24 protein-coding genes and 1 tRNA gene are annotated in these 25,559 nt (G+C 66.9%); 16 read left to right on the forward strand and 9 right to left on the reverse strand.

From position 1 onward, the window contains the following. The first annotated feature begins 33 nt into the window (after positions 1-33). Entirely contained in the window at positions 34-888 is an 855-nt protein-coding gene (locus tag PPZ50_RS09870; protein ID WP_066687519.1) for a fumarylacetoacetate hydrolase family protein, read from the forward strand. A gap of 15 nt (positions 889-903) precedes the next feature. Here PPZ50_RS09870 and PPZ50_RS09875 read toward each other — a convergent pair whose 3' ends face one another. Together PPZ50_RS09875 and PPZ50_RS09880 are read right to left on the reverse strand one after the other, a co-directional pair. Further along, a complete protein-coding gene (locus PPZ50_RS09875) occupies positions 904-1,359 on the reverse strand; it encodes a tRNA (cytidine(34)-2'-O)-methyltransferase (protein WP_066687521.1) in 456 nt (151 codons plus the stop codon). Positions 1,360-1,448: 89 nt separating this feature from the next. Next, positions 1,449-1,538, reverse strand: a tRNA-Ser gene (locus PPZ50_RS09880). A 132-nt stretch (positions 1,539-1,670) separates the two neighbouring features. Here PPZ50_RS09880 and hspQ point away from each other — a divergent pair. Further along, positions 1,671-2,045 (forward strand): heat shock protein HspQ, encoded by a 375-nt coding sequence (hspQ, locus tag PPZ50_RS09885; protein ID WP_066687522.1) that lies wholly within the window; start codon positions 1,671-1,673, stop codon positions 2,043-2,045. Between the two features lie 13 nt (positions 2,046-2,058). Here hspQ and PPZ50_RS09890 read toward each other — a convergent pair whose 3' ends face one another. Further along, a complete protein-coding gene (locus tag PPZ50_RS09890) occupies positions 2,059-4,509 on the reverse strand; it encodes a PepSY domain-containing protein (protein WP_066687526.1) in 2,451 nt (816 codons plus the stop codon). An 85-nt stretch (positions 4,510-4,594) separates the two neighbouring features. On the opposite strand from PPZ50_RS09890, the gene PPZ50_RS09895 reads away from it, so the two are divergent. After that, positions 4,595-6,802: a TonB-dependent receptor gene (locus tag PPZ50_RS09895; protein WP_066687528.1), complete on the forward strand. Its 2,208-nt coding sequence runs from the start codon at positions 4,595-4,597 to the stop codon at positions 6,800-6,802. A gap of 42 nt (positions 6,803-6,844) precedes the next feature. Continuing rightward, positions 6,845-7,045 carry a hypothetical protein gene (locus PPZ50_RS09900; protein WP_084401217.1) on the forward strand — a complete coding sequence of 67 codons (201 nt, stop codon included), beginning with the start codon at positions 6,845-6,847 and terminating at the stop codon, positions 7,043-7,045. Between the two features lie 37 nt (positions 7,046-7,082). Here the strand turns inward: PPZ50_RS09900 and PPZ50_RS09905 are convergent, their stop codons facing one another. The 4 genes from PPZ50_RS09905 to PPZ50_RS09920 all read right to left on the reverse strand — a co-directional run bounded on the left by PPZ50_RS09905 (position 7,083) and on the right by PPZ50_RS09920 (position 12,209). Continuing rightward, complete coding sequence (locus PPZ50_RS09905) at positions 7,083-7,475, reverse strand: hypothetical protein (protein WP_066687534.1); 393 nt, start codon at positions 7,473-7,475, stop codon at positions 7,083-7,085. A 115-nt stretch (positions 7,476-7,590) separates the two neighbouring features. Beyond that, positions 7,591-9,204 (reverse strand): NAD-dependent malic enzyme, encoded by a 1,614-nt coding sequence (locus PPZ50_RS09910; protein WP_157092659.1) that lies wholly within the window; start codon positions 9,202-9,204, stop codon positions 7,591-7,593. A gap of 78 nt (positions 9,205-9,282) precedes the next feature. Beyond that, positions 9,283-10,791 carry an alginate export family protein gene (locus PPZ50_RS09915; protein WP_066687536.1) on the reverse strand — a complete coding sequence of 503 codons (1,509 nt, stop codon included), beginning with the start codon at positions 10,789-10,791 and terminating at the stop codon, positions 9,283-9,285. Between the two features lie 77 nt (positions 10,792-10,868). Next, positions 10,869-12,209: a dicarboxylate/amino acid:cation symporter gene (locus PPZ50_RS09920; RefSeq protein WP_066687538.1), complete on the reverse strand. Its 1,341-nt coding sequence runs from the start codon at positions 12,207-12,209 to the stop codon at positions 10,869-10,871. A 326-nt stretch (positions 12,210-12,535) separates the two neighbouring features. Between PPZ50_RS09920 and PPZ50_RS09925 the strand changes: the two genes are divergently transcribed. From PPZ50_RS09925 to PPZ50_RS09935, 3 genes are all read left to right on the forward strand, one after another. Beyond that, positions 12,536-13,651, forward strand: a complete 1,116-nt coding sequence (locus PPZ50_RS09925; protein WP_004206949.1) for an IS110 family transposase — start codon at positions 12,536-12,538, stop codon at positions 13,649-13,651. Positions 13,652-13,846: 195 nt separating this feature from the next. Then, positions 13,847-15,670 carry a sensor histidine kinase gene (locus PPZ50_RS09930; protein WP_272815284.1) on the forward strand — a complete coding sequence of 608 codons (1,824 nt, stop codon included), beginning with the start codon at positions 13,847-13,849 and terminating at the stop codon, positions 15,668-15,670. Then, on the forward strand, positions 15,667-16,968 hold the full coding sequence (locus PPZ50_RS09935; protein ID WP_066687543.1) for a sigma-54-dependent transcriptional regulator: 1,302 nt from the start codon (positions 15,667-15,669) through the stop codon (positions 16,966-16,968). Before PPZ50_RS09930 ends, PPZ50_RS09935 begins: the two co-directional genes overlap by 4 nt. A 7-nt stretch (positions 16,969-16,975) precedes the next feature. On the opposite strand, the gene PPZ50_RS09940 is transcribed toward PPZ50_RS09935, so the two are convergent. Then, positions 16,976-17,587 carry a Crp/Fnr family transcriptional regulator gene (locus PPZ50_RS09940; RefSeq protein WP_232307829.1) on the reverse strand — a complete coding sequence of 204 codons (612 nt, stop codon included), beginning with the start codon at positions 17,585-17,587 and terminating at the stop codon, positions 16,976-16,978. Positions 17,588-17,853: 266 nt separating this feature from the next. On the opposite strand from PPZ50_RS09940, the gene PPZ50_RS09945 reads away from it, so the two are divergent. Together PPZ50_RS09945 and PPZ50_RS09950 are read left to right on the forward strand one after the other, a co-directional pair. Continuing rightward, a complete protein-coding gene (locus PPZ50_RS09945; protein WP_232307830.1) occupies positions 17,854-18,807 on the forward strand; it encodes a ferritin-like domain-containing protein in 954 nt (317 codons plus the stop codon). A gap of 17 nt (positions 18,808-18,824) precedes the next feature. Continuing rightward, positions 18,825-19,829, forward strand: coding sequence for a ferritin-like domain-containing protein (locus PPZ50_RS09950; RefSeq protein ID WP_066687554.1), 1,005 nt, complete (start codon positions 18,825-18,827; stop codon positions 19,827-19,829). Positions 19,830-19,870: 41 nt separating this feature from the next. Here the strand turns inward: PPZ50_RS09950 and PPZ50_RS09955 are convergent, their stop codons facing one another. Beyond that, the gene (locus PPZ50_RS09955; RefSeq protein WP_198158471.1) at positions 19,871-20,626 is read right to left on the reverse strand and encodes a Crp/Fnr family transcriptional regulator; all 756 of its coding nucleotides are present in this window, start codon (positions 20,624-20,626) and stop codon (positions 19,871-19,873) included. A 100-nt stretch (positions 20,627-20,726) separates the two neighbouring features. On the opposite strand from PPZ50_RS09955, the gene ccmC reads away from it, so the two are divergent. From ccmC to PPZ50_RS09990, 7 genes are read left to right on the forward strand one after another with little or no spacing between them, the layout of a single operon-like run. Beyond that, entirely contained in the window at positions 20,727-21,452 is a 726-nt protein-coding gene (gene ccmC / locus PPZ50_RS09960; RefSeq protein ID WP_066688085.1) for a heme ABC transporter permease CcmC, read from the forward strand. Then, entirely contained in the window at positions 21,449-21,556 is a 108-nt protein-coding gene (ccmD, locus tag PPZ50_RS09965; protein ID WP_125655582.1) for a heme exporter protein CcmD, read from the forward strand. The genes ccmC and ccmD overlap by 4 nt, the downstream gene beginning before the upstream one ends. Further along, positions 21,553-21,981, forward strand: coding sequence for a cytochrome c maturation protein CcmE (gene ccmE / locus PPZ50_RS09970; protein ID WP_066687567.1), 429 nt, complete (start codon positions 21,553-21,555; stop codon positions 21,979-21,981). Before ccmD ends, ccmE begins: the two co-directional genes overlap by 4 nt. Before the next feature lie 13 nt (positions 21,982-21,994). Continuing rightward, positions 21,995-23,914, forward strand: a complete 1,920-nt coding sequence (locus tag PPZ50_RS09975) for a heme lyase CcmF/NrfE family subunit (RefSeq protein WP_066687571.1) — start codon at positions 21,995-21,997, stop codon at positions 23,912-23,914. Next, the gene (locus PPZ50_RS09980; protein ID WP_066687574.1) at positions 23,911-24,438 is read left to right on the forward strand and encodes a DsbE family thiol:disulfide interchange protein; all 528 of its coding nucleotides are present in this window, start codon (positions 23,911-23,913) and stop codon (positions 24,436-24,438) included. Before PPZ50_RS09975 ends, PPZ50_RS09980 begins: the two co-directional genes overlap by 4 nt. Beyond that, a complete protein-coding gene (locus tag PPZ50_RS09985) occupies positions 24,435-24,839 on the forward strand; it encodes a cytochrome c-type biogenesis protein (protein WP_066687577.1) in 405 nt (134 codons plus the stop codon). The genes PPZ50_RS09980 and PPZ50_RS09985 overlap by 4 nt, the downstream gene beginning before the upstream one ends. Further along, entirely contained in the window at positions 24,836-25,480 is a 645-nt protein-coding gene (locus PPZ50_RS09990) for a tetratricopeptide repeat protein (protein ID WP_066687580.1), read from the forward strand. The genes PPZ50_RS09985 and PPZ50_RS09990 overlap by 4 nt, the downstream gene beginning before the upstream one ends. Positions 25,481-25,559: the final 79 nt, after the last annotated feature.

Here is a 25,559-nt window from a genome sequence, read left to right on the forward strand (position 1 = left end):
CGGGCGGTCGCCGCAATGCTTGGGAGACGTCGCATGAAATTCTGTCGCTATGGCAACCGGGGCGCGGAAAAGCCGGGCATCGTCGACGCCGATGGCCGCATCCGCGACCTGTCGGGCGTGATCGACGACATTACCGTCGATACGATCCGCGACCTGTCGGTCGACATCGCGGCGCTGCCGGTGGTCGAGGGCGAGCCGCGCTATGGCGTGCCGGTGAAGGGGATCGGAAAGATCGTGGCGATCGGCCTGAACTATGCGGATCATGCGGCCGAATCGAACCTGCCGGTGCCGACGGAACCGATGATGTTCATGAAGCCGCTGTCGGCGCTGACCGGTCCGAATGACGAGGTGATGCTGCCCAAGGGGTCGACCCATAGCGACTGGGAAGTCGAACTGGCCGTCGTGATCGGCAAGACCGCGCGCTATGTCGCCAAGGAAGAGGCGTTGACCCATGTCGCAGGCTTCACCATCGCGAACGACGTGTCGGAACGCTTCAACCAGAAGCAGCGCGGGTCGCAATGGTCGAAGGGCAAGGGGCATGACAGCTTCTGTCCGGTCGGCCCGTGGCTGGTGACCCCCGACGAGATCGCCGACCCGCAGAACCTCGACATGTTCCTCGACGTGAACGGCGCGCGGATGCAGACCGGCAATACCCGCACGATGATCTTCGATGTCGCGGAGCTGATCGCCTATGTCAGCGAATTTATCACGCTCTATCCCGGCGACCTGATGATCACCGGCACGCCGCCGGGCGTGGGCGAAGGGAAGAAGCCGCAGTCGATCTATCTGAAAGCCGGCGACAAAATGACGCTCGGCATCGCGGGGCTGGGCGAACAGACCCAGCAGGTCGTCGAATGGCGGCACCTCGGTGACGCCGTTCTCGGCTGACGCTCCGGGGCGCCCTTATCCTGCGGGCAGGGCGCCCGTCTGACGCAGGGCTTCGCCCAGCGCCAGTGCCGCGGCGGTGGCAAGGTTCATCGAGCGCACCTCTGCCCTGATCGGCAGGCGAAGGGCGACGTCGCAGCTGTCGGCTACGCCGTGCGGTACGCCCGCGCTCTCCTTGCCGAACAGCAGCACGTCGTCCGCCGCGAACCGGAAGTCGTAGGCGGACTGCGTCGCCTTGGTCGTGAACAGCACCAGCCGGCTGCCGGCGCGGGCGCCTTGGAAGGCTGCGAAGCCGGCATGGCGCGTTACCGACACATGGTCGATATAGTCCATCGCCGTGCGCCGCACCCGACGGTCGTCCCAGGCGAAGCCCAGCGGCTCGATCAGGTCGACCGCCACGCCCAGACAGGCCCCCAGCCGCATGACGGCCCCGACATTGCCCGCGATTTCGGGTTCATAAAGCGCGATACGCATCGGCGCTGCTTGGCGCGTGCCGACGCGTGGCGCAAGCGATAGTGGCCGCTCGAAGGCGGGCCATTCTATCGTTCAATTTGGTGGGTAAGTGGCGGAGAGGGAGGGATTCGAACCCTCGGTACCCGTAAAGGCACGCCGCATTTCGAGTGCGGTACAATCGACCACTCTGCCACCTCTCCGCAGAGGTTTTCCGCTCATATGCCGTGTTTGACGCGGCACGTTGGTCAGCGAGGGCGGTCCGTTAGCCCATGGAATCGGGATGTGCAAGCGCATCCTTGCTGCAATCGCGCATCGACCCTAGATTATTTCGCATGAAGGCTTCTTCCGCCCCGCTTCTCGACCTTGGCACGCCCGTCCCGCCGATCGCCCATGCCCGTTTTTCGATCGGGGAGGTCGTGCGCCACCGGCTGTTCGATTTTCGCGGGGTCGTGTTCGACATCGACCCGGTCTTCGCGAACAGCGAGGAATGGTATGAATCGATTCCCGTCGACGCACGCCCGCGCAAGGACCAGCCCTTCTACCACTTGCTCGCCGAAAATGCCGAGGCGAGCTATGTCGCTTATGTCAGCCAGCAGAACCTGATCGTCGACGACAGCGAGGAGCCGGTCGATCATCCCGCGATCCGGGGGCTGTTCGATGACTATGCCGACGGGCGCTACCGCCTGCGCCGCGAGCACAAGCACTGATCGGCGGGCCGGGTTAGTAGATGTCCCGGCGATAGCGGCCGTTGCCGAGCATGTCCTCCAGCAGCGATTCGCCGAGGATCGCCGACAAGGCGGCGTGGACGCCCGGCGCCATGCCCTGAACGCTGCCGCAGACATAGATCGCCGCACCGGCCTCGACCGCCGAACGGATATGCTCGCCATCCGCAGCGACCGCATCCTGCACATAGCGGTGGCCGCCCGGCTGGCGTGACCAGGCGACTTGCTGGCTTGCCATTGTGCCGTTGGCCATGAGCGCGCGGCGTTCGTCGGCGAGAAAATCGTCGTGCGCCTGATGCCGTTCGCCCCAATAGAGGTAAGCCGGCGCGCCGCCCCGAACGGCACGGTGCCGCAGATGCGCGAGCAAGCCGGCGAGGCCGGTGCCGTTGCCGATCAGGATCAGCGGCACGCTGGGGTCGGCGGGCGGGTGGAAGGCCGGGTTGGCGCGGACGCGTGCCTGCATGATGCCGCCGACCGGAGCGCCATGGCACAACCAGCCCGATCCCAGCCCATCGAACCCGTCGGCCGCCGTGCAGCGACGAACGATCAGTTCGATCCGGCCCGATGCGGCGATCGATGCGATCGAATATTCGCGATGCCCTATCGGCTTCAGCGTTGCCACATCGCCGGCGCCGGTCGGCAGGATGCTGGTCATCAGCATCGCCCGGTTTTCGGGCGTATCGGGAAGGCCGGACGCGCCAAGATAGGCCGCAACGCGGCGCACATCCTGTTGCGGCCGGATCTCGACGATATCGCCCGGTGTCCAGTCCGCGCCGGCGGTGACCGGCTCCAGCGCGACATGCCAAGCCTCGCCCCCGGCGCTGCCGGGGTTGAGCAGGCGGCGTTCGACCAGCCGCCATTCGTCCATCGCGGCGGGTGCCCAATCCGGCTGATCGGTACGCCCACCAAGCCCGGCGAGTTGATGCTGCCACTGACGCTGGGCATCGGCATCGGTGCCGTCCGCCTCCACCGCATCGAACAGCCGGGTGGCGCCGTGATCGTGCAGCCAGCGGTCGACGCGGTGACCGAAGGCGCAGAATTCGGCATATTTGCGGTCGCCCAGCGCCATTACCGCATAGTCGAGATGCGACAGGTCGGGCGCCTCGCGCTCCATCGTTCGGGCGAAGCCGCGGGCATTGTCGGGCGGCTCGCCCTCGCCATAGGTGCTGGCGACGACGAAGAGGCGGCTGGCACGCGACAGCTGGTCGGGGTCGAGCGAGGCGATCGGCAGCGCCGCGGCATCGGGCAGGGCGGCGGCGGTCAGCCGGGCGATGCGCTCGGCCGATCCGGTCTGGCTGGCATAGGCGACCAGCGTCGTCGCGTGGTCGAGCGGCGCGGCGGAGGTATCCGCCACGACCTCGGCCAAAGCCGCCTTGCGACGCCGCCTGGCAAAATAGAGAAGGAAGCCGGTGATCGTGAACAGCGGCATGGTCAGGCTGGCGAGCATCATCGCGATGCGGCCGATCAGCCCGAAATATGCGCCGCGATGCAGTTCGAAGATGCTGGTCACGATATCTTCGCCCACGGGCCGCGCAGCATAGCGCTTGTCGGCGATCATCTGGCCCGTCGTACCGTCGATCGACAGTTCGTCGCTGACCCGGTCGTGACGGCCGTTCGGCAGCTTCGCGCGGAACTGCACCTCCCCATGATCGCGTACGATCAGGGTCACCCGGTCATAGTCCCGGCCCCCCGTCGCATGGACGAAGCCCTGCCACGCGCGCGTCGGATCGACGGGAACGTCCTTCGGATGCTTGGGCTTTTCGACCGGCCCCTCCGCCACCAGCAGCGCACGCACGCCCTGTCGATACCAGTCGTAGGACCACCACAGCCCGGTAAAGCCGCTGATGCAGTAGAAGATCAGCACCCAGCCGCCGATCACCGCATGCAGCATCCGGTAGAGATTGCGCCCGGTTTTTCGGAAATCGAGCACTAACCAGTTGCGCCAGTCGAGCGGTCGCTTGGGCCAGCGCAGGTACAGGCCGGACAGCGCGAAATAGATCAGGGCGATGGCCGAGAAGCCGCTGATCTGGCGACCGATGCCGTTGCCGCCGCCGGGCAGCGCGAGCCAGCGATGCAGGTCTTCGAGGAAGTCGATCGTCGCGCCGCCGCGCGGTTCGCCCAACAGCGTGCCGTCATAGGGGTCGAGGCGTTCGAACTGGCGCTCCTTCGATCCCTTCAGCCGATAGGTGACGCTGGTCAGCTCGTCCGAACCGCTCGGGACGATCAGCCGCCCGATCTCCGCATCGGGGCGCTGGCGCATGACGGCGGTGATCAGTTCCGGTCCGGTCAGGCGGGCCGTCCCGGCTGCGACCGGGCGATCGCGGTTGAGCGCGGCCAATATCTCCGGTTCGAAGCTGAGCGCCGCGCCTGTCACGCCCATGACCGCAAGAACCAGCCCGGCGGTAATGCCCAGGAACCAGTGAATCTGAAACAGGACGTTCCGGGTCATGCCGCGCTCGAATGACTTGATATTGATAATTGATCGCGTTAGCGGGCCGCGCAACAAGCGTCAATATTACGCGGGGGAAACGAGAATGCGCGGGGGAACGGGCCGGCTGTTGCTGGCAGCGGTGGCGACGGTAGCGATACTGGCGATGCCGGTGGCGGCGCAGAGCGTCGATGGCGACGCGGACGCTGTAAAGACTGCCGAAAGTGACGAAGAGATCGTCATAACCGCCGCGCGCACGATTCTGCCGCCCAATGCCCTGCCGCTGACGATCGACCTGATCGACAAGCAGGCGATCGACCAGCAGATCGCGATTTCGGGCAGCATCACCGACGCCGTCGCGACTCTGACGCCCAGCTTCTCGCCGACGCGCGGCAAATTGTCGGGAGCGGGGGAGACGCTGCGCGGCCGCTCGCCGCTTTATGCGATCAACGGCATTCCGCAGACGACGCCATTGCGCGACGGCAGTCGCGACGGCTTCACCATCGACGGGTTCTTCATCGACCGGGTCGAGCTGATCTATGGATCGAACGCTCTGCAGGGCGTCGGCGGCACCGGCGGCATCGTCAACCAGGTCACGGTCGGTGCCCCGCGACAGGAGGGTGTGAGCGGCCGGACGCTGGTGCAGGGCACCGCATCGGACGGGTTCGAGCCCGACGGCTTCGGCGGCAAGATCGCGGGGCTGGTCCAGTCGAAGGTGGGGCGGTTCGATGCGACGATCGGCGCGAGCTATGAAAGGCGGGGAGCCTTCTACGACGCGCAGGACCGGCGGATCGGCATCAACCTGACCCAAGGCGAGACGCAGGATTCGCGCGCGACCGACTTCTTCGCGCGGCTGGGCATGGAGGTCGGCGCGACCGGTCGCCTCGACCTGATCGCCAACCGGTTCGAGTTGAAGGGCGACGGCGATTACCTCGCGATCGCCGGCAACCGTCGCACCGGGGTGCCGACCAGCGCAGTGCGCGGTACTCCGCCGGGCAGGCCGGCCGCCAATCGGGCGGAAGCACTGTCGCTGTCTTACACCGATAGCGATGTGTTGGGCGGGAACCTGGTCACGCAGCTGTTCTTCAACCGCACCCATGACACGTTCGGCGGCGAGGTGGCGATCCAGCCGACATTCCAGGATCCGGCCATCGCGCCGGTGGGGACGTTGTTCGACCAGTCGGAGAACCGTTCGCGCAAGCTCGGCGCCAAGGCCAGCTACGAACGCGCGGTTCCGGGGTTCGAGGCGCTGGTCGCGACGATCGGCTTCGACGCGCTGTTCGACAAGACCGAACAACGGCTGATCGCGACGAACCGCATCTGGGTGCCGCCCGCCGATTTCCGCAGCCTGGCGCCGTTCGTGCAGGGCAATCTGAAGCTGGCGGACGGGCTGGTCCGCGTTGCCGGCGGCGCGCGATGGGAGAATGTGCAGGTTCGCATCGACGATTTCCGCACGCTGGCGTCGACCACCTATGACGGCCGGAATGCGCGAACCTTTGGCGGCGTGGCGGTGACGGGGGGCAAACCTAGGTTCAGCGACGTGCTGTTCAACGGCGGGGTGATCGTCGAGCCGCTGACCGGCGTCCGCGCCTATGCCAGCTATGCCCAAGGGTTCACCATGGCCGATATCGGGCGCATCACCCGCGCGATATCGACGCCGGGCGTGCGGCTGGACGATTTCCTCGACATCCAGCCGGTCGTGTCGAACAACCGCGAGGTCGGCGTCGAGGTGAAGCGCGGGCCGCTGGACGCCGGGGCGACCTATTTCTGGTCGTCGAGCGACCGGGGGCAGCTGCTCGTCGCGCAGGGCAACGGCATTTTCGAGGTGCAGCGTCAGCGGGTCGAGATACAGGGGCTGGAAGTCAATCTGGCGGTGCAGACGCCGCTGCCAGGGCTGAAGCTGTCGACCGGCTATGCCCATATCCTCGGGCGCTATGACAGCGACCGCAGCCCGCCGGACGGCGTGGTCGATACCGACCTAGACGGGACCAATATTTCGCCCGATCGGCTGAACCTTGCCGCCGACCTCGCGTCCGGGCCGGTGACCGCGCGGGTGCAGACGCAGGTATATCTGTCGCGCAATTTCCGCGGCAAGGCGAACCCCAGCCCCGACAATAATTTCGGCGGCTATGACGTGACCGATGCATCGATCCGGTATCAGACGAAATTCGGTGGCCTGTCGCTCAGTGCCCAGAATATCTTCGACCGCTTCTATATCGACTATAACAGCGACACCCGCCTGCCGAGCGACAATTTCGCGTTCTTTGCGGGGCGCGGGCGCACCTTTACGCTCGGGTGGGATATGCGGTTCTGAGGGCTGGACAGCGGGGCGGGGCGGCGGCTAGTCGCCCGGCCCATGCCTGTCATTGCCACCATCATGAATTCGACCACTGGCCAGCCGATCCAGAAGATGACCTTCGGCCGCATGCCGAAGCCCTGGGCTTCGTTCAATCTGGAGACCGGCGAGCTGGTCACCGCTGACCGGGTCGATATCGGCAAGCCCGCGCCGGGCAAGGTGGTGGTGCCGGTATCGGTGTGGGTCACGCCCAAGAAATAACCCCTCCCGGCGGGTGTGCCGGAAGGGGTCGGATCGCTCAACCGCAGACGCGGCGGCCGTTGCGGATGACGTAGCGGCAGGGACCGCGATAATCGACGCCCTGCGCCGCGGCCTCGCGCGACCAGCCGGGGATCACCCGTTCGCCGCGATGGCCGTAGCGGTCGCCGCGCCGCGCGTCCCAGCGACGACGATCGTCCCAACGGCGGCGGTCGTTCCATGCGCGGCGATTGTCCCAGCCGCGCCGGTCGTTCCAGCCGCGACGATTGTCCCAATGGCGCCGGTCGTCCCAGCGGCGATTGTCGTGATGCGCACGCGGGCCGTGGTCGCGGTGCGCATGGCGGCCGGGCTGAGCGTCGGCCACGGCGGGAACGGCGGTCAGGCCGGCGATGGTCAGGCCGATACCGGCGAAAATGTTCATCAACTGCTTCATGATCGCTTCCTCTCTGCCCCTGTCTGGCGGGATTCGGCTGAACCCATGCTGGACAGGATTGACAGCAGTCAGAAAGACTTGGTTCGCATCGATGGTTCCCGATTCGGGGAAGGCGTCAATAGGCTGGTTGCCACATCCGCGCCGCAATCGTGTCGCGGTCGATCGCTGCGTCGGGTGCCGCGACCTTGTCGGCAACCGCCTGAGCGGCGACGACCACGGCGATGTCGAGCGCGACATCTCGCAGCCGCTCGATCGGTGGCAGCAGCGTGTCGTCGCCCCCCATCGCGCCCAGTGCACGCGCGGCGGCCATGAACATCCCGTCGGTGATCGTATGCGCCTGCGCCGCCAACGCGCCCAGCCCGACGCCGGGGAAGATATAGACGTTGTTGACCTGGGTGACGCCGGTGATGCCGAACGGGCTGCCGGTCCCGATCACCGCGCGTCCGGCGCTCCAGCGGGTCAGATCGGTCGGATGCGCCTCCGCGCGCGACACCGGGTTGGACAGCGGAAAGATGACCGGCCGCTCGACCGCCTGCGCCATGGTGCGGACGACCGCCTCGCTGAACGCGCCATGCTGTCCCGACGCGCCGATCAGGACGGTCGGATGGATGTTGGCGACCGTGTCGAACAGGTCGATGTCACCATGGGCGGTGCGGGTCCAGCCTTCCACCTCGGCCGGATCGCGCGCATAGCTGCGCTGCCCGGCCGACAGGTCGCCCATGTCGGACAGGATCAGCCCGTTGCGGTCGACCGCCCAGATGCGCCCGCGCGCCTGTTCGGCGTCGAGGCCATCGGCCTTCAACGCCTGCACCAGCATGTCGGCGATGCCGCATCCGGCGGCGCCGGCGCCGAACAGCACGATCCGTTGTTCGCCAAGCGGTGCGCCGGTCCGGCCGATCGCCGACAGCAGCGTCCCGACCGCCGTGGCGGCGGTACCCTGAATGTCGTCGTTGAAGCTGAGCAGGCGGTTGCGATAGCGGTCCAGGAGTTTGTAGGCGTTGTGTCCGGCAAAATCTTCCCACTGGAGCAACACGCCCGGGAAGCGGTCGGCGACGGCGGTTACGAAGTCTTCGACGAACGCGTCATATTCGGCGCCGCGGATGCGCGGGTGGCGCCAGCCGACATAGAGCGGGTCTTCGCGGCGTTCGGCATTGTCGGTGCCGACGTCGAGGAGGATCGGCAGGACCTCCGACGGATGGATCCCGGCGCAGGCGGTGTAGAGCGCGAGCTTGCCGATCGGGATGCCCATGCCGCCCGCGCCCTGATCGCCGAGGCCCAGGATGCGTTCGCCATCGCTGACGACGATCACCTTTACCCGGTCGAGCGCGGGATCGCCCAGGATTTCGGCGATGCGGTGGCGGTTGGGCCAGGAGAGGAACAGCCCACGCGGCCGCCGCCAGATTTCGCTGAAGCGTTCGCAGCCCTCGCCGACCGTCGGCGTATAGACCAGCGGCAGCATGGCGGGCAGGTCGCGCTGCACCATCGCGTGGAACAGGATCTCGTTCGAATCCTGCAATTCGCGCAGGAAGCTGTAGCGATGAAAGTCGTCCGGCATGCCGGCCAGCGCCCGCTGCCGCCGTTCGATCTGGCTGTCGAGCGTGCCGACATGCGGCGGAAGCAGCCCGTGCAGTCCCCATTGGTCGCGTTCCGCTTCGGTAAAGGCGGTGCCCTTGTTGGTCAGCGGATCGGCGAGCAGCGCGCGGGCGGCGGCATGGGCGGCGGGGGACATCGGCGGACCCTTCGGTATCGGAAACAAAAAAGTAGCGCCCCGGCGGGGTCCGCCGGAGCGCCAGGCTGCTCTAGGAACTCAGAAGCGGAAGCTGATCCAGCCGGCGAGGAAGTCGGAGCTTTTGTAGTTCGCATCGGTCAGCGCCGGACCGGCGATCAGATGTTCGTAGCGTGCGGTGATGCTGACCCGCGGGCTGATCGGATAAATCGCCTGGAAGCGGATCGTGTCCGCGATCTTGCGCGAATTGCCCAGCTGCGTGCCGGCAAAGGCCTGTCCGTTGGCACGATAGACCGCGTCGTTCAGGCTGTCGCGCCACGACAGCTGATATTCGGCGGCGATGCGCAGCTTCGAGGTCGGCTGGAACTGGACGCTCGGCGCGAACGCGATCAGGTTGGTCGGCGTCGCATAGAGCTGATAGCTGTAATAGATGTTGTTGCCGAACGGCGCGAGCGACGTCTTGAGCGTCCCGTTGCCATAGGCGCCGCCGCCGCTGGCATAGTCGAAGTGGAAGCCGACGCGCGGCGCGGTCTTCGACTTGCCGACCTTGTAGGTCTGCTGCAGCAGGACCAGCCATGCCGAGATCGGGCGGTTCTGGAACTCGCCGCCCTGATAGTTGACCGTCCAGTCGAGATTGACCGGGCCGGTATCGCCATAAAGGTGCAGGCCGTAGAATTTGCGGACTTCCTCCGCCGTGCGGCCGCCCCAGACGGCGTTGCTGTTGCGCAGCCGCCAGACGAAGGGATCGAAGAACAGGTTCGATCCGCCGAGGAACGTCTTAGGAATGACGAAGCCTGCCGTCGCACCGGAGAAACGACGGTTGCGGTCGATGATGTCGTCGCCGGTGCCGCCGACGCCGAGGCGGGTCGTGTAGTAGTCGAACACGTCGCCGCGGATCGTATCGCCCTTCGCCCACGCCCGCACGCCGTTATACACGAAGAAGATCGTGTTGTTGTCGCGCGGCACGACCATCAGGTTCGGACCGTCGGCAAAGGTCTGTCGACCATAGCGCACGCCCAGATCGACCCCGCCGACCGTCCCGGTCACGTCGACGAAGCTCTGCTGCACGACCAGATCGTTGTGCAGCTGCCCGGCCTTCACCCCCAGATTGCGTCCCGACATGCCGGCATGCGCCAGTTCGCCGTACAGCCGGACATGTTCGCCCAGATGCAGGTCGGCACCGCCGACGACGCGGAAAATGTCCTGCCGCTGCGCCTCGCGGTCGCGCAGGTTGGGATTGGTCGTCAGGTTGACGCGGGCGCGGAACTCGCCCGACAGCGTCAGATAGACATCGTCGCCGGCGATCGGAATGTATTTGAGCTGGTCGAGAATGTCGTCGCGCTTCTTGGGATCGCGAAACCTGGTCCAGTCCTCGGCCCAGCGCGACTGGTTGTAGCCGCCGGCGGTGACGCCGTCGCCGATACCGGCGGTCGGATATTCCTGGGCGACCGGGCGGGCATTGCCCCGATCGGCGACCTGGCTGGCGATCGTGCTGGTCGTGGTCGGGATCGCGGGTTCGGTCGCGAATGCGGGAGCGATGGTCGATGCGACGATCGGGGCAGCGGCACACAGCCGCAACAAGGTCTTCATCTTGGCATACCTTTGTTCGCCCGGGGGCGAGAACGTCGGTGCCGGTCCGGGGATCGCCCGGACCGGCACATAGGGAGTTACTCGGCGGGAACTGCGCCTTCGGGCATCTGATCGACCCGCACGCTGCGACCGGCCAGAGCCTCGTCGAACTGGTGCTTGTCGAGCTTGCCTTCCCATTTTGCGACGACAACGGTTGCTACTGCGTTACCGATGAAGTTCGTCAGGCTGCGGCACTCGCTCATGAAGCGATCGACGCCGAGGATCAGCGCCATGCCGGCAACCGGGACCGTGGGGACGATCGACAGCGTGGCGGCGAGCGTGATGAAGCCCGCGCCGGTGACGCCCGCCGCACCCTTCGACGACAGCATCGCGACGGCGAGCAGCAGGATCTGCTGGCTGAGGGTCAGTTCCACGTTGCACGCCTGGGCGATGAACAATGCGGCCATGGTCATGTAGATGTTGGTGCCGTCGAGGTTGAACGAATAGCCGGTCGGAACGACAAGGCCGACGATCGACTTCGGGATGCCGGCACGCTCCATCTTCTCGATCAGCGAGGGCAGCGCGCTTTCCGACGACGAGGTTCCGAGCACCAGCAGCAGTTCGGCCTTCAGGTACGAAATCAGCTTGAAGATCGAGAAGCCGCAGAAATGCGCGACCGCACCCAGCACCACCGTCACGAACAGGAAGGCGGTGAGGTAGAAGGTGCCGACCAGCGCGGCGAGGCTGGACAGCGTGCCGATGCCGTATTTGCCGATGGTGAACGCCATCGCGCCGAACGCGCCGATCGGGGCCGCCTTCATGACGATCGCGACGACCTTGAAGAAGGCGATCGAGATGTCGTTCAGCGCGTCGAGCACGCGTTCGCCCTTGTCGCCGATCATGGCGAGGCCGATGCCGAACAGGATCGCGACGAACAGCGTCTGGAGGATGTTGCCTTCGGTCAGCGCCGAGATGAAGGTGTCGGGAATGACGCCCATCAGGAAGCCGGTGATCGTCGAATCATGCGCCTTTTCGGCATATTCGGTGATCTTCGACGTATCGAGCGTCGACGGGTCGATGTTGAGGCCCGCACCCGGCTGCACGACGTTGCCGACGATCATGCCGATGATGAGCGCGAGCGTCGAGAAGGTCAGGAAGTAGGCGAACGCCTTGCCCGCGACGCGACCGACGCTGGCGAGGTCGCGCATCCCGGCGATGCCGGTGACGATGGTCAGGAAGATCACCGGGGCGATGATCATCTTCACCAGCTTGATGAAGGCATCACCGATCGGCTTCAGCGCTTCGCCGGTCGACGGATAGAAGTGGCCGAGCAGGACGCCGGCGACGATGGCGATCAGCACCTGGACGTACAGATGCTTGTACCATGGTTTCGCGGCGGGCGGCACGGGCGGGTGGGCGGTGTCGGTGGCAAGTATCATGCGGCGACCTTTCATCCTCTGGCTGCGCCGGTCCGACTCTTCATGGCGGTTGGCGCTTCTGGGACGATTTAACCGCACGCAATCCAGCTTGTCGTGATTGCAATCGTGTTTGCTAAGTCGTTGACAAACAGTGATTGTGTATTCCGCCATGGTAGATTTTGCGTAGATTTTTGCCAAGACTAAAGTCTAATGTGCAGAATATTGCACATGGGCGGTGCCGCTCGTACAAGGCGGCGATGCGCAGCCTTAGACCCCATGACTGCCAGAGCCTCGGAGGCTCGAATCTGAGATGCTGATGATGGATTTGTCAGCAGCGGAGACGAGTCATGACGGAGACGGTGAAATACGTTGGTCTGGACGTTCATAAGGAAACCATTGCGGTCGCGGTTGCCGATGGGGAACGCGGAGGCGAGGTGCGTTTCGTCGGCACGGTCGCCAACGAGGACGATGCGATCAGGAAGCTGGTCAAGCGGCTGACTGGACCGGGCGTGACGTTGAACGTCTGCTACGAAGCTGGTCCCTGCGGGTATGGCTTGCATCGGCTGCTGACGAAGCTGGGACAGAATTGCATCGTCATCGCCCCCTCGATGATGCCGCGGCGCCCGGGTGACCATGTAAAGACGGACCGGCGTGACGCGATGACCCTGGCGCGGCTGCTACGCGCTGGCGAACTCACCGCAATCTGGATACCGGACGAAGCGCACGAGGCGGTACGCGATCTCATCCGCGCGCGACGCAGCGCGCAAGATGATGCCATCGGAGCCAAGCAGACAGTGCGCAGCTTCCTGTTGCGTCATGATCGTCGTTTCGGTGGCAAGGCGGCCTGGACGAAAATGTACTGGCGGTGGTTGTCCGAGCAGCGGTTCGATTTTCCCCACCAACAGCTGGCATTCGAGGAAATGCAGAAGCGGGTGCTGGAGGCGCAGGCACGGGTTGGGCGCTTAGAAGCGGCGCTGACTGAAGCGGTGGACGCATGGTGTTTTGCGCCGCTGGTCCGCAATCTACAGGTCCTGCGCGGTATCAGGCTGGTCAGCGCTGCGACGCTGGTCGCTGAAGTAGGCGATCTCACCCGCTTCGACAATCCCAAGCAACTGATGGCGTATGTCGGCTTGGTGCCGTCCGAGCACTCCAGCGGCGCTCGGACCAAACGGGGCCGGATCACCCGCGCGGGCAACGCGCAGGCACGAACCATGCTGATTGAGGCGGGCTGGTCGTATCGACTGCCCGCTCGCGAGGAACGACGCTACCGTGAGCGGGTCATCGACTTGTCCGAGGACATCCAGGCGATCGGGTGGAAAGCGCAGGTTCGCCTGTGCCAGCGCTACCGTCGCCTGGCGGCCACGGGCAAGCCTCAGCCCAAGGTGACCACCGCGATCGCGCGTGAACTGGTCGGCTATGCCTGGGACATCGCCCGTCGGGTGTCGCCGGCGATAGCCGGCTGATCCACCCACGACATTAACGAGAGGAGGCGCCAGCGCACCAACTGCATAGCCTTGGCCGGCGTGCCGCGGGCACCCGACTGTGATGGGCAATCCACGGTGTACGGTGGGGCAGGTTCGTCCGACGCCCGAACTTAGACGGAGGATAGGCCCAGCGACGGATACGGGTAGTGCGGTAATCAACCCGCGGATGAGAGCATGATCAATCGTCGTCGATCAGGCGCCCGCGGCACACCCGCCAAGGTCAATGCGACCGCTGGTCTCGAGGCCAGCGAAGGAGTAAACTCGGCCAGCGTCTCGGATGGCAGTCATGAGGGCCGTACCTGGTGGATTGGATGGATATTGGGCGGCCTGCTGCTCAGCGCCGCGATGGCGGCTGCGGTCGGCCGCTTCGTCGAGCAGCGGGCCCAGGCCGAATCGCTTGCCAAGATCGAGAGCGACGCGCGGCTGCGCCAGGTCCTGCTGACCAGCGAGATCGCCCGGTTCCGTCTGTTGCCGCTGGCGCTGTCCGACGACCGCGACGTGGTGGCGGCGGTGCGCGGGGGCGATGCCGCGCGGCGCGCACTCGACCGGAAACTGGCGGCGCTGGCGCAGTCGACCTCGGCCAGCGTGATCTATGTCATCGGGCGCGACGGGCTCGCGATCGCGGCGAGCAATTGGGACGATCCGCAGAGCTTCGTCGGCAACGACTATAATTTCCGTCGCTATTATCGCGACGCAGTGCGGACCGGGGCGGGGACGCAGTTCGCGCTGGGCACGGTCAGCCGTCGTCCCGGCCTCTATCTCAGCCGCCGGACCGCCGATGGCGGCGTCGTCGTGGTGAAGCTGGAATTCGACCGGATCGAGAGCGAATGGCGCGCGGCGGGCGGCATCACCTTCGTCACCGATGCCGCCGGGGTGGTGCTGATTTCCAGCGATCCGCGCTGGCGTTTCGCGACGACGCGGCCGATCGAGCCGGCGGTCGCCGCCGCAGTGCGCGCCGATAGCGGGGCGGCGGCGCTGAAACGCCCGCCGTTCGCGATCCTCGACGATGCGCTGCGGCTGAACGGGCAGCGCGGGACGCTGCAGCATGCGGTGACGCCAGCGGGGGACGAGGGGTGGCAGGTGCATCTGGCGATGCCGCTGCCCCCGACGATCGGCAGCGCGGTGCGGACCAGCGCGCTGGCGGCGGCGGCGGTGACGCTGGCGCTGATCGGGGCGCTGTGGGGATTGCGCGAACGGTCGCGGCGCCGCGCGATGCGCACGATCGAGCTGGAGGCGGCGGTCGCCGACCGGACCAGCGCGTTGCGCACCGAAATCGAGGAGCGCGCCGCCGCGGAGGCGCGCGCGGCCGAGCTGCGCGAAGGATTGCGCCAGGCGAACCGGCTCGCCGCGCTGGGGCAGATTACTGCCAGCGTGGCGCATGAAACGGCACAGCCGGTGGCGGCGATCCGCAACTATGTCGCCGCCGCGCGCCAGTTGCTGATGCGCGGCGACATGCGCGCGGTGGACGATAATCTGGGCGCGATCGCGCGGCTGACCGACCGTATCGGGCTGGTCACCGCCGAATTGCGCGGCTTCGCGCGCAAGGGCAGCGGCACGATCGGCCCGATCCGGCTGGCGGATGTGATCGACGGCGCGCGGCTGATCCTGAAGGAACGCCTGTCCGAGGTGACGTTCGTCGTGCCGCCGATTTCGGACGAACTGATGGTGGTCGCCGGGCGGGTGCGGCTGGAGCAGGTGCTGGTCAACCTGTTGCAGAATGCGATCGAGGCGCTGGCGGCGACACCCGACCCGTGCATCGCGATCGAGCTGGAGGTCGAGGCGGAGATGGTCTCGCTGATCGTCGCCGACAACGGGCCGGGCATCGATCCGGATGTCGCCGAGCGGATCTTCACCCCGTTCGTTACCAGCCGGGAAACCGGGCTGGGGCTGGGGTTGGTGATCGCGCAGGATATCATGACCGATCTGGGCGGCACGCTGCGGCTGTTGCCCTCGGAGCGCGGCGCGCGGTTCGCGCTCACCCTGCGGCGCGTGCCGTGAGTGGGGCAGGTGGGCGCGTCGCGCTGGTCGAGGATGACGACGACCTGCGCGCATCGACCGCGCAGTTGCTGACGCTGGCCGGGTTCGACGTGGTGGCTTTTCCGGCGGCGCCGCCCGCGCTGCTCGCGATCGACGCCGATTTCGAGGGGATCGTCGTCACCGACGTGCGGATGCCGCACATGTCGGGGATCGAACTGTTCCGCACCCTGCGCGAACGCGATCCGACGCTGCCGGTCGTTCTGGTGACCGGTCATGCCGATGTCGAAACCGCGGTCGATGCGATCAAGAACGGCGCATGGGATTTCCTGTCCAAGCCGTTCGATCCCGACGCGCTGATCGCGGCCGCCACCCGCGCGATGGCGGCGCGGGCACTCGCGCTCGACAATCGCCGCCTGCGTGCCGAGGCGGCGGGCGGCGAGGACATGGTGTTGGTCGGCCGGTCACCCGCCATCGCCCGGCTGCGCGAGATGATCCCGGTGCTGGCCGATGCCGATATCGACCTGCTGATCGAGGGGGAGACGGGGACGGGCAAGGAACTGCTCGCCCGCGCCATCCACCGGGCGGGGCGGCGGGCGCGGCATCGCTTCGTCGCCATCGCCTGTGCCGCGCTGCCCGGGCCGGCGATCGAGGACGAATTGTTCGCCAGCGTGGGCGATCGCGGCATCGTCGGCGCGCAGCGCGGTACGCTTTTCCTCGACGATATCGACCAGGCGTCGCGCGGATTGCAGGGGCGGCTGACGCAGGTGATCGAGGACCGGGCGATCCGGGGTCCGCGCGATGCGGTGCCGGTGGATATCCGCGTCATCGCGACGGCGGCGGAAGAGGCGCAGCGTGGGCCGGATGCGATCGCACCGGCGCTGCTCTATCGCTTGGCCGCGGTACGGCTGCGGATGCCGCCGCTGCGCGAACGGCGCGACGACGTGCCGCTGCTGTTCGCGCATCTGGTCGATCAGTCGGCCAAGCGGCTGCGGCGCGAGGTGCCGCCGCTGACCCATGGCGCGCGCGACCTGCTGGCGCGCCACGACTGGCCGGGGAATGTGCGCGAACTGGCGCACTTCGCCGACCGGTTCGTGCTGAGGCTGGAGGGCGATGGGGGCGAAGGGGGCGGGAGCGACGCCACGCGTCCGCTGCCCGAACGGATCGCCGCGTTCGAGCGCGAGGCGATCCTGTCCGCGATCGCCGCGACCGGCGGCGAGATCGGCGCGGCGATCGAGCGGCTGGGGATCCCGCGCAAGACCTTCTATTACAAGGTGCAGCGGCTGGGCATCGACCTGAAGTCGGTGCGCGGCCAGTCCTGAACGCCGGTCAGTCCAGCCCGTCGTCCGTGACATAGGCGAGGCCGGCGCGGGCCTCCAGCGCGGCACGGTCGCGCATCACGATCCGCCCGCGCGAACAGCGGACCATGTGCTCACCCTCTAGGATATGCAGGCAATCGGTGACCGTCGCGCGGCGCAGGTTCAGCGTGGCGGCGATCGACGCATGGGTGACCGACATGGTGTCGCCATCGATCCGGTCGTCGATCATCAGCAACAGGCGGGCGATGCGCCGTTCGGGCACGTCGCGCAGCGCCGATGCGAGCGTCCGCGCGATCTGCATCGAAAAGCGCTGGCCGAAGCTCAGGATCGCCTTCAACAGCGCGCTGTCCTCGTTCGCGGCATCGACGACGGCGGTCGCCGGGATGACGATCGCGCTGCCGGCCTGGATATGCGCACGGGCGGTGAACGGGGTCGGCTGGTCGCTGAACAGCCGCGACCAGCCGACCACGCCGTCGCGCCCGATCATGCCGACGTCCTGCGACGACCCGCCGGTCGACAGCGACAGCATCGCCGGCGCCCCTTCGGGAAAGACCAGCCGGTCGATCGGCTCGCCGCTGCGCGTAAGAATATCGCCAGGTTGTAAAATGACGCGACTGGCCACCGACGCCAATTTACGCCGGGTGTCGGGACGCATGGCGCCCAACAGCCTGTTGTCGGTCGTAGGCAGGGTAGTAGATGTCTCGCCCACGCGATCGATATTCACTGCGAAAGCCATTTCGCGTCTTTTGCCTGCAAGATTTGAGGCAATCCAGTCACCCCGGGCATCTTGTACGGAACCGTACATCCACCTTTGGCACGCATCGTTTGTCATTTACGGTTCGTTAGGTCGTGACAACGATCCAGGGAGACGGTGTCATGGACGAGCAAATGTCAGTGACGCACGCGTTCGATGCGCGGGCGAAGCGGCGTGAGGAACGGCGCGATTTCTTCAAGATGCTGGGCGGCGCTGCAGCAGTTGGCAGCGCCGCTTTTGTTATGGCGCAGTCCGGGGAAGCACAGGCGCAAAGCGGTCCGACCGATGCGGACATTCTGAACTTTGCGCTGAACCTCGAATATCTCGAAGCGCAATTCTACTATTTCGCGGCGTTCGGCAGCGGGCTTCCCAACTCCATCCTCACCGGCACCGGCGCGCAAGGGGCGGTCACCGGCGGGCGGCAGGTCACCTTCTCCGACACCTTGGTCGCGCAATATGCCCGCGAGATCGCGGCCGACGAACGTGCGCATGTCGAATTCCTGCGCACGGCGCTGGGCAGCGCGGCGGTCGCGCAGCCGGCGATTGACATCAGCGCATCGGCGAACGGTGCCTTCTCCGCCGCCGCACGCGCGGCGGGGCTGATCGGGGCGGGCGCATCGTTCGACCCTTATGCCAGCGACGAGAATTTCCTGCTGGGCGCGTTCATCTTCGAAGATGTCGGCGTCACCGCCTATAAGGGTGCGGCGCCGCTGCTGAGCAGCAAGACCTTCCTCGAAGCCGCCGCCGGCATCCTCGCGGTCGAGGCCTATCACGCCGCGATCGTGCGCACGACGCTCTATGCGAAGGGGATTGCGACGCCATCGGCGCAGCTGATCCAGGCGACCGATGCTATTTCGAACGCGCGCGACAGCCTCGACGGCACGACCGATCTCGACCAGGGCCTGTCCCCGCTGTCGAGCAACCCGAATGCCAGCAATATCGCGCCGCTCGACGCGAACGGCATCGCCTTCAGCCGGTCGGCCGGACAGACGCTCAACATCGTCTATCTCAACAACGCTCAGGTGAATGGCGGCGGTTTCTTCCCGAACGGGGTGAATGGCACCATCCGCGCCAGCGCCGCCAACTGAACCTGAGGAGAGACATCATGCAAAACGATCCGATCCTGCAGGTCCTCGAAGCCTGCGACCAGCGGCGCAACGCGCGTCGCGAGTTCATGCGCTATGCCGGCGGTGCCGCGATCGCCACGGCGGGCGCATCGGTACTGGCCGCGTGCAGCGACAGCGGCGGCGGCTTCATCACCCCCGGGCCGACGCCTACGCCGACCCCGACCGCGACGACGGCGCTGACCGATGCCGATGTGCTGAACTTCGCGCTGAACCTCGAATATCTCGAAGCGCAATTCTATTCCTTTGCCGCGACCGGCGCGGGCCTGCCGAACAGCAGCCTGAGCGGAACGGGCACGCAAGGGGCGGTCAGCGGCGGGCGGCAGGTGACGTTCACCGATCCGCTGGTGGCGCGCTATGCGCGTGAAATCGCGGCGGACGAAATCGCGCACGTCAACTTCCTGCGCACCGCGCTCGGGTCGGCGGCGGTGGCGCAGCCGGCGATCGATATCGGCGTGACCGCGACCAGCGCCTTTTCGAATGCGGCACGCGCCGCCGGGCTGATCGGGGCGGGCGCGGCATTCGACGTGTACGCCAATGACGAGAACTTCCTGCTTGGCGCGTTCATCTTCGAAGATGTCGGCGTCACCGCCTATAAGGGTGCCGTCGGTTTCGTCAGCAACAAGACGTTCCTTGAGGCGGCGGCGGGCATCCATGCGGCGGAAGCCTATCATGCGGGCCTGGTCCGGACCGTGCTGTACCGCAAGGGCGTGGCGACTCCGTCGCTGATCGACGCGACCGAAGCGATCTCGACGGCGCGCGACAGCCTCGATGGCAGCAGCGACCTCGACCAAGGGATTCGCGCGACCGGCAGCGGCAATGCAACCGCGTCGAACATCGTGCCGACCGATGGCAGCGGCATCGCGTTCAGCCGGACTCCGGGACAAGTGCTGAACATCGTCTATCTCGATCGGACGGCCAAGACGGCAGGCGGGTTCTTCCCGAACGGCGTCAATGGCACGATCCGCTCCAGCGCGGCGAATTAAGGGAGAGGGCGGCGTTCCGCGTGTCGGGACGCCGCCTTCGCTCAGTTGCCGGGGGTGCCGACCAGTCGCTGATAGGCTTCCTCAGGCGGGCCATAGGTCATGGCCGCCATCTCCAACAGCTTTTCGCGGTCGCGGACGATCACCCGGCCGCGGACCGATTTGATGGCGAGCGTTTCTTCCAATCTATGCAGCGCGTCGGTAATGCTGCTGCGGCGGACCGCCAGCATGAGCCGAAACTCCTCATGCGTCATCGAGATTTCGTCACCGCGTACCCGGTCGTGGTACAGCAGGATCCAACGCGCCAGCCGCCGTTCGACCGGGTGCGACAGTGCCGACACGACCGTCCGGCCCATCTGGATCAGGAACACCTGGATGAAGCGGAGTAGCGCGGCGCGCAGCGTATCGCTGCGTTCGACAGCCGCGAGCAGCCGATCGGCCGGTATCCGGAGCGCCGTGCCCGGTTCGGCGCGCAGCACGACGTCGTGCGGCGACCGGTCGTCGCCCAGCAGGATCGGCCAGCCGACATAGCCGTCCGCGCCGAGCAGGCCCACGGCATGCTGCCGTTCGCCGTCGATGACTTCCAGCACGGCGGCGATCCCGCCTTCGAGGAAGTAGACATAATCGATCGACTGATCGACGGTGAGCAAAGTGTCCCCGACGACCAGCGAGACCCGTTCGAGGTCGGGGGCGAGCAGGGCGCGGTCCGACGTCGTCAACGCGGCGAGCAGCCGGTTTTCGCCGCCTTCGCTGACCGGGGTGGCAGGGCGGTCGGCAATGTCACTCGATAGGGTCATCATGGCGGCCATTTTCCACGCGTTCGGCGACAACGCAATTGCGAACCGGTCGGTTCGATCCGCATTGCCGTTTGCCCGCGCCTTGCATAGACAGGGCGCGACCGTGCCGAGCCTTCACGCCCTTGCCAATCCACGACGATTCCTAGCGATCGCCCGCCCGCTGACCCCGATCCTGGTCGGGGCGGGGGCGGCGTTGTTCGCGTTCGGTTGCTGGGCCGGATTGACGCAGACCCCGGCGGATTATCTGCAGGGCGAGAGCGTCCGCATCCTCTATGTCCATGTACCCGCCGCGTGGCTGGGGATGGGCGGATGGTCGAGCCTGGCGATCGCCAGCATCGTCTATCTGGTCTGGCGGCACCCGTTGGCGGCCGTTGCCGCGCGCGCGATCGCGTTGCCTGGGGCGCTGTTCACCGCGCTGTGCCTGGTGACCGGTTCGATCTGGGGGCGACCGACCTGGGGGACATGGTGGCAATGGGACGGGCGGCTGACGTCGATGCTGCTGCTGTTCTTCGTGTATTTAGCCTATCTGGCACTCGCCCGTGCCGATGCCGATCGCGACGGCGACGGGCGTATCCCGGCACTGTTCGGTATTGCCGGGACGGCATTGTTGCCGGTCATCCGCTATTCGGTGCTGTGGTGGCGGACGCTGCATCAGGGGCCGAGTATCACGCTGACCAAATCGACCATCGACCCGACGATCCTGTGGCCGCTGTTCTTCACGGCGGGCGGCGCGAGCCTGTTGTTCGGTGGGGTCGTGCTGATGCGGATGCGGACCGATCTGGCCCGGATCAAGGCGGAGGCGCGGATGCGTCGGCGGGCGGCGGCATGAACCATTGGGCGTTCATTGCGGCGGCGTATGGGGTCACGCTGGGCGGGATCGCCGCGATCACCATTGCTTCATGGGTGGCGATGCGCCGCGCGGAGCGGGGATGAGTCCGAAACGGCAACGCATGACGCTGGCTTTGCTGGCGGTGGTCGCGATCGTCGGCGCGGTGCTGCTCGCCATGTCGGCGCTGGGTGAGGAAGCGGCGTTCTTCTACGCACCCGCCGATGCCGCCGCCGCGCCGATCGACAAGCCGGTGCGGCTGGGCGGGATGGTCGCGGCAGGATCGGTCCGTCGGGCGGCAGATGGCGTGACGATCCATTTCACCGTGACCGATGGCAAGGCGACCGTGCCGGTGCGCTTCGCCGGGATCGTCCCCGACCTGTTCCGCGAAGGATCGGGCGTCGTGGCCGAGGGACGGTTCGTGGCAGGCGGCGGGTTCGTCGCCGACAATCTGCTCGCCAAGCACGACGAACGCTACATGCCGCCGCAGGTAGCGGGCAAGATGCACAAGAGCGAGAGCACCGCCCCATGAGCGATCGCAACCGATGATTGCCGAGGCTGGTCTTGCCGCCTTGTGGCTGGCGGCGGCGATGGCGTTGCTGCAACTGGCGATGGCGGCGATCGCGCTGACGTCGCGCGAGGCGGAGCCGCCGGCGATCGTGCGGGAGTTGCTGGCGGCGGTGCGGCCGGTCGCGGTAGCGCAGGGGCTGCTGGCGGCCGGGGCGTTTGCGGCGCTGATCGTGCTGTTCGCGAGGACCGACCTGTCGGTGCTGCTGGTCGCCGAAAATAGCCATTCGGCCAAGCCGATGCTGTACAAGATCGCGGCGACCTGGGGCAATCACGAAGGGTCGATGCTGCTGTGGGTCACGGTGCTGGCGGTGGCCGGGGCGGGGATCGCGCTGTTCGAACGGTTGCTGGCGACGCGTACCCATGCCGCGACGCTGGCAGCGCAGGCGGCGATTGCGGCCGGCTTCTACGCATTTCTGCTGTTCGCCTCCAATCCCTTTGCCCGGCTGTCGCCTGTACCGCGCGACGGGCTGGGCCTCAACCCGTTGTTGCAGGACCCCGGCCTCGCCTTCCATCCGCCGACGCTCTACCTCGGCTATGTCGGGTTGTCGGTGGCATTTTCCTTCGCGGTCGGCGCGCTGATCACCCGCGATGTCGGCCGTGATTTCGCGCGGGCGATGCGGCCATGGGTGCTGGGGGCGTGGATTTTCCTGACGATCGGGATCACGGCGGGCAGCTACTGGGCCTATTATGAGCTCGGCTGGGGCGGCTGGTGGTTCTGGGACCCGGTCGAGAATGCGTCGCTGATGCCGTGGCTGGCGGCGACCGCGCTGCTCCATTCGGTGACGGTGCTAGCGACGCGCGATGGGCTGCGGGCATGGACGATCATGCTGTCGGTCGTCGCCTTTTCGATGTCGATGGTCGGTACGTTCCTGGTGCGATCGGGCATTTTGACCAGCGTCCACGCCTTTGCGGTCGATCCGACGCGGGGCGGGTTCATTTTGGCGCTGCTGATCCTCTATATCGGCGGAGCATTGGCGCTGTTCGCGTTCCGGGTCGGGACGGTGCGGCAGGGGGCGTTGTTCGAGCCGGTTAGCCGCGAGGGCGGGCTGGTGCTCAACAACCTGCTGCTGTCGGTCATCCTCGGCATCGTGCTGATCGGGACGCTGTACCCGTTGGTCGCGGAGGCGTTCGGGGTGCAGCTCTCGGTCGGGCCGCCCTTCTTCAACCGCGCCGCCGGGCCGATCGCGTTGCTGCTGGTTGCGGGCATGGCGGTCGGGCCGTTGCTGCGGTGGCGCCGGGATCGGGGCGCGGCGGTGCTGCGCCGGGTCGCGGTGCCGGCCGGGGTGACGCTGGTCGTGCTGATCGCGGCGGTCGCGTTCGTCGACAGCGGGTGGTTGCCGAAGTTCGGGTTGGCGCTGGCCGCCGGGCTGGCGGCCGCCAGCGTCCTGCCGCTGGTCGGGCGGAGCCCGTGGCGGACGCCGCTGCCGATCTGGGGCATGGTCGTCGCGCATCTGGGCATCGCGGTCAGCCTAGCGGGCATGGCGAGCGACAGCGCGTTTACGCAGGAACGGCTGGTCGCCGCTGCGCCGGGCGAACACCACAAGGTCGGACCGTTTGACGTGCGCTTCGATGGGATCAAGCCGGTGGTCGGCGATAACTGGTCGGCGGTGCAGGGGCGGCTGACCGTCACGCGCGGAGCGGGCGGGGCGTTCGTGATGCGGCCCGAACAGCGCTTCTTCGCCAATCCGCCGACCGAAACGAGCGAGGCGGCGCTGGCGACCTATTGGGACGGGCAGCTCTATGCCGTGCTCGGCCGCGACGATGCCGGCGGGCGGCGGCAATTGCGGCTGTGGTGGAAGCCGTTCGTGACGCTGATCTGGGCCGGTGGCGGATTGATTGCTTTGGGCGGGGCGATCGCGCTGGTCGGGCGCGTGCGGCGGCGGCAGGCGCGATGAACCGTCGCCTGCTCTGGCTTCCGCTGCTCGCCTTCGTCGCGATTGCCGGGCTGTTCGCGTGGATGCTGCCGCAGCACAGCGACCGGCAGGTGCGTTCCCGACTGGTCGGCAAGCCGCTGCCCCAGTTCAGCCTGGCCCCGGCCGCTCCGGGCAAGCCGGGATTGACGACCGCGATGTTTCAGGCCGGCAAGCCGCGGCTGTTGAATGTCTTCGGCAGCTGGTGCGTGCCCTGCGCCGCCGAAGCACCGCAGCTGGCGAAGCTGGCACAGGCGGGCGCGACGATCGACGCCATCGCGATCCGCGATACGCCGGCCGATGTTGCGCGGTTCCTGTCGACCAATGGCGATCCCTTTGCGGCGATCGGCGACGATCGCAACAGTTCGGTGCAGTTGGCATTGGGATCGTCCGGCGTTCCGGAAACCTTCGTCATCGACGGACAGGGACGGATCGCGCACCAGCATATCGGGGCGATCCGCGACGAGGATGTGCCGGTCCTGCTCGACAAATTGAAGTCCGCCCGATGAGGGCGCTGTTCGTCCTGGCGCTGCTGATCGCGCCCCCGGCGCTGGCCCAGTCGCGTGTGCCGCCTCCGGCACTGGCCGATACGCAACTGGCCGATCCGGCCCAGGAGCGAGCGGCCAAGGCATTGATGGAAACGCTGCGGTGTCTCGTCTGCCAGGGGCAGTCGATCGCCGACAGCGACGCCGACATGGCCGCCGACATGCGCGCACTGGTCCGGCAGCGGATCGCAGCGGGGGAGCGGCCGGTCGCGGTGCGCGACTGGCTGATCGAACGCTATGGCAACTATGTCAGCTATGACCCGCCGCTGTCGGGTGCGACGGGGCCGCTATGGCTGGCGCCGATCGTGCTGCTGGCGATCGGTGGTCTGCTCGCCCGGCGCAGCTTGAAGGGGCGTCGGCGATGAACGGTTGGCTGATCCTCGCGCTGTTGCTGATTGCCATCTTCGGGCTGCTGGTCATGGCGCGTGTCGCAAAGCCGTTATGGGGCTTTGTTGGCGCCACGCTGATGCTGGGCGCGGCAGGCTATGCGTGGCAGGGGAGCCCGACCCTGGCCGGCGTGCCGCGCGCGGCGGAGCGTAAGTTCGAGGCACCCGATATCGCGGCAGACGATTTGCGCGACGCGATCTGGGGGCGCTTTACCTATGATTACGCCTATGCGGTCGCGGCCGATGGTCTTGCCCGCGCGGGAGCGGCCCAGGCGGCGGTAAATGCGGTGCTGGGCGGGTTGCAGGGTGCCCCGAACAGCGGGCGGTTGTGGACCCGGTTGGGCACGGCGATCCTTGCCCATGACGGCGGGCAGGTACTCTCGCCCGCTGCCCGCACCGCCTTTGCCCGTGGGATCGCAACGGCGCCGGATCACCCCGGCCCCTATTTCTATTACGGCATGGCGTTGATCCAGACGGGCGACCTGCCCGGCGCGAAGCGAGCATGGCTCGCGGCGCTGGCGCGCACGCCGCGCAACGCATCCTATCGCGAGGACCTTGCGATGCGGCTGGTCCTGCTCGACCGGTTGATGGCAATGCGCCCGACCGCCCCGGCCCGATAGAGTCTGATCCACTCACGCGAAAATGTCATTCCCCCGGCCTTCGCCGAGATGACGCCCGTTTCGGAGGAGCTGGATCAGA

It is taken from the genome of Sphingomonas hankookensis (assembly GCF_028551275.1).
GTDB classification, from domain to species: domain Bacteria; phylum Pseudomonadota; class Alphaproteobacteria; order Sphingomonadales; family Sphingomonadaceae; genus Sphingomonas; species Sphingomonas hankookensis_A.